This is a genomic window from Desulfuromonas acetexigens (assembly GCF_900111775.1).
GTDB classification, from domain to species: Bacteria; Desulfobacterota; Desulfuromonadia; order Desulfuromonadales; family Trichloromonadaceae; genus Trichloromonas; species Trichloromonas acetexigens.
In genome coordinates this window covers 1-3,539 of sequence record NZ_FOJJ01000022.1, presented here as the reverse complement: position 1 = coordinate 3,539, position 3,539 = coordinate 1, and the positions used below count along the sequence as shown (strand labels likewise).

General features: G+C 56.2%; 6 protein-coding genes. All 6 read right to left on the bottom strand.

The window, feature by feature from the left end:
- Positions 1-29: 29 nt before the first annotated feature.
- Entirely contained in the window at positions 30-356 is a 327-nt protein-coding gene (locus BQ4888_RS09015) for a hypothetical protein (protein WP_092056585.1), read from the bottom strand.
- The gene (locus BQ4888_RS09010; protein WP_092056583.1) at positions 346-672 is read right to left on the bottom strand and encodes a MerR family transcriptional regulator; all 327 of its coding nucleotides are present in this window, start codon (positions 670-672) and stop codon (positions 346-348) included. The genes BQ4888_RS09015 and BQ4888_RS09010 overlap by 11 nt, the downstream gene beginning before the upstream one ends.
- Before the next feature lie 237 nt (positions 673-909).
- Entirely contained in the window at positions 910-1,860 is a 951-nt protein-coding gene (locus BQ4888_RS09005; RefSeq protein ID WP_092056582.1) for a hypothetical protein, read from the bottom strand.
- Between the two features lie 14 nt (positions 1,861-1,874).
- The gene (locus tag BQ4888_RS09000) at positions 1,875-2,312 is read right to left on the bottom strand and encodes a hypothetical protein (RefSeq protein ID WP_092056580.1); all 438 of its coding nucleotides are present in this window, start codon (positions 2,310-2,312) and stop codon (positions 1,875-1,877) included.
- A 391-nt stretch (positions 2,313-2,703) separates the two neighbouring features.
- Positions 2,704-3,159, bottom strand: coding sequence for a regulatory protein GemA (locus tag BQ4888_RS08995; RefSeq protein WP_092056578.1), 456 nt, complete (start codon positions 3,157-3,159; stop codon positions 2,704-2,706).
- A gap of 167 nt (positions 3,160-3,326) precedes the next feature.
- Positions 3,327-3,539, bottom strand: a 213-nt coding sequence (locus BQ4888_RS17560; protein ID WP_170233000.1) for a hypothetical protein, incomplete at its 5' end; no start/stop codon positions are given.

Genomic DNA, 3,539 nt, shown 5'->3' with positions numbered 1-3,539 from the left:
GGCGGCCTGCGGGCTCGCTGGTTTCTACTTTACCGGCCTTGCATCTTCTTGAACCAGCGGGCAAGGCCGGTCTTTGAAGGGGTCCGGTCTTCTCCAAAGCGGCTGGAAATTTCGGCCAACAGTTGGGAAATGGTGCTGGGTTCGGTTTGTGAAAGAAGGAATTCTTTAATTTCCGGGTCTTTTTCGATTCGTGACTGGGGCGTTCTCTTGGGCGTGATAACCCAAGATTCGATTGCCTGAATTCTGGACTTTTGCAATATCCGGCCCGTTGCAAGGTGCAAGGCCTTCAATGCTTCGTTGTTCGGAAGGTCTTTAACCAGCTCATAAATCCTGTTTGCTTGCGCTTCAATCGTCATTTTTATGAATCCTTTCGAGTGCTTTTTCACGGTTTCTTTCAAGCCAGGCGGTCAAGTCATCGAAGGGAACCCGGTAATGTCCTAAAACCCGGAAACTGTCCAGCATCCAGGGTTTGACTATCCGGCCGTCCGGGTATTCATCATAAAAATTGACCATACGCGAAAAGGCCTGTCTCTTAACCCCAAGTATCCGCAACACGTCCCCCCGACAGTAACAGGGGCGCACGGGGAGCCCGACACGATCAAGGATAGCGGTCAATAGTTGTTTTCCGGTGGCATCATCACGTTGAAGGCGTTCGGGCTCTTCCTTTCCCATCGTGGCGGCGCTCCTGTCAATAAGGGGTTGGCGTTCCCCCTATCTTACACACTTGCGACAGAATACGTCACACTTGGGCGGTTACAAAAAAAGTGACGGGGGGCGGCCGAAGCCGGGGACCGTCACTTTAATTCCCTGGCGGACCATGCGCATGACGGGGGCAGAGGAGCCTCCCCCCGTCACGCCCCCCCCCCCGCCTATGGTCCACCTGTCTCGGCGGGGGGGGGCTATTGAATCTTATATCTTGATCCCGGCCGTCTGGATTTTCTGCCGGACCATTTCAACGGCGTCGGCGCGGTCAATGTTTGAAGAATCGAAGACGTTGCCGGGTTCGATAACCGCCGGGATTTTTACCGGGTGCCAACTCTTCACAATCGGGTCGACGACAGCCCCGTTGCTGACTTGCTCCTGAACTTTCGCCAGAGCGTAAAGGGTGGACAGGGCAATCTTTAAGGAATCGGCGGCGGCCCGGTATTCTTCAAAGGTTTCCCGGGCCAAGGCGATAAGATAACCGTTCAGGGCGAACCGCTGTTGCTCTTGCAGGTAGAGAAGTTTTCCTTTCTCCCCGTCCACTCTTTCCCCAAGGATCGAAATTACCCCGCCGAGATCCCCGGGACCGGCTGCGGCCTTGGCTTGATTCTCGGCAAGCTTTTCTTTAAGAGCGGCGATCTTGTCGTCGCACTTCACCCCTAAGGCCTGGTCGGCCAAGAGGTTTTCAAGTTCCGTCTCCATGGTTATGGCTTCGTCATAAAGACGAAACTGCTCTTTTTCACCGGGAAGAGGGCCAGCCTGGACCATGGCGATTTCTTCGATTTTCAGCTTCACTTCGTTGATTTTTTCTTGTAGCGCCTTCAATTCATTCGCGCTGCATTCGACCCCGATAGACTCAAGGGCGGCGACGGCTTCATGAAGTTCCTTCTTCAAGCGGGCTTCACGATCCGTAGCGGCCTGGTGGTCGGCTTTCGCTTTTTCCATGGCGTCTTTCAAGGCGGCCAATTCGGAACGGCTTCGCTCCGAAGCCCGATCCCCGGAACCGTCAACCTTGTGCCGGGCGCTTTCGTATCTGGTCCTTGCATCACCGGCCTTAATGGCAAGGCCCGGGAGGTTGATTGTAGAAATTTCGCTCTTGATTGCCGAAATTTTGGCTTCAATGGATTTTTTCGCCTGGTAACGCTCGCTGATTTTCATGGGGTTTCGTCCTTTCAATATCCGGTAACGACGGGGGGGAGGCCTGCGGCTACACCTTTGGCGCTGTGATAGGCCAGGGGCGTAATCCCCAGCGTCCAACAGGCGGCGAGTTCTTCCACGGTCAAGGGCGCGGTGGCTTCGGCGATCTTCCGGGTCTCGGCTTCCCGCTTGGTCACTTCCGCTGGTGAAAGCTTCATGAGTTTAGCCACGGCGGCCTTTGCCTCGGCCAACTTCAGCGGGTCTACCTCTTCGCCGAAGATGATCTCTTTTCCGGTTTCGGCCTGGTTTCTCGCCGATCCATAGCCGACACCCATAAGCCGGGCGATTTTTTCCGGGGCGGGCTCCCCCAGGTTGCGGCTCATCGCCGCCGCCTGTTCCGAGTTTCGCGCCGCTTCAAATTCGTCCCGACTGATTCCCATCAGCCGACAGATTTTTTCCTGTTCTTCGGTCATAAAATGTCCTTTCCGCGTTGATTTCAGTTTTTCCGGTCCCTGCCCAATTCCGAAACCGTGTTAAAACCCTTTTTAAACTTCGCTGTATTCGACGATTTTTCTTTATGGCTACCGTTGTATAGGTTTTGACTTTTCGACGGCTTACGGGGCGAATTCTGCAATCTGGCTTTCGCCGCCGTCCCGTCCCTTCCTCCCGGTCCTGTTCACCAGGGTCGGGGCGGCCATTCGGAAGACCAACCCAAGAAGCGATAACTTCGGTTGTCCTTCTCCGATTCCCGCCAACCGCAAAGCAGACAGCGAACCGTCAAAATCCATCCGTCTTCCCCGGCGGCTTCCCTGAATTCATGAAGGTTCGGCCGTTTCGCCCTGCAATGGGGGCATTGATCGTGCCTCATTCGTCCCCCGCCTGGCGGTTCATGGCTTTCAGGGCGCAGATAACCCGGGAGGCATCGCCCGCCCGTAAAAAGCGCAAGTCCGTAACCTTCGCCTGACGTGTAACAAATTTCCGTAACGCCCCTTCCCGTTTGTCCGGTGGGGCGGTGCTGACTTCGGCCCAAAGGGCGGCGATCATGTCAAGTTGCTTGGGCGTGGCGAACCCTTCCCGGTAGCCGGTGCCGATCTTCTTGGAGGGGATTTTCCGCCATGCCCCGATTGCCAGGGCGTCACGTTCGAGCCGTTCAATCAGTTCTTCGCCCCCGGAGAAGGTCAGGGCGCGGGAGGTCGAAACCCCGAAACCGGCCAGAATTTCACGGTAAACGGCATCATCCAGGCCAAGGGCATTTTTCAGGGCATGAATTTTCTTGTTCTGGGCTGGGGTGATCCCGCTTGCTTTCCTGTTCGGCGTCATCCGGCGTCCCTCCCTTCGTTTTCCGATCCCTACCGGCACCCGTTCAAGGCGATCCGCAAAGCATTCAACCGCGCCCGACTGGCGGCCCGGCGGCGCTCCCGGCGAACATGGGCGGGCATTGACAAGGCCTGAAAAATCGCGGTCATCGTTTTCATGGGTGTACCTGCCTAGCTACGCTTGACTCGAAAATAGCGGTCAATGTCATCAAGGCTGTCGATTGCGTTCTTTACTTTCTCCAAGGCCACATCGGCGGCGGCTCCAATATCGTCAACAACTTCCCCGGCCTGTGCCAGCGGGCAACCTATCGCGGCATCCGAGGCCAGGCGGAGCAAACTTACAACCTTGACCAGTTCCGCCTGGGTCGATCTCAGGGCTTTTTC

Excerpts from the sequence above, each read along its gene's own strand:
- BQ4888_RS09015 (WP_092056585.1), bottom strand. The coding sequence starts at position 356 with ATGACGATTGAAGCGCAAGCAAACAGGATTTATGAGCTGGTTAAAGAC.
- BQ4888_RS09010 (WP_092056583.1), bottom strand. The coding sequence starts at position 672 with ATGGGAAAGGAAGAGCCCGAACGCCTTCAACGTGATGATGCCACCGGA.
- BQ4888_RS09005 (WP_092056582.1), bottom strand. The coding sequence starts at position 1,860 with ATGAAAATCAGCGAGCGTTACCAGGCGAAAAAATCCATTGAAGCCAAA.
- BQ4888_RS09000 (WP_092056580.1), bottom strand. The coding sequence starts at position 2,312 with ATGACCGAAGAACAGGAAAAAATCTGTCGGCTGATGGGAATCAGTCGG.
- BQ4888_RS08995 (WP_092056578.1), bottom strand. The coding sequence starts at position 3,159 with ATGACGCCGAACAGGAAAGCAAGCGGGATCACCCCAGCCCAGAACAAG.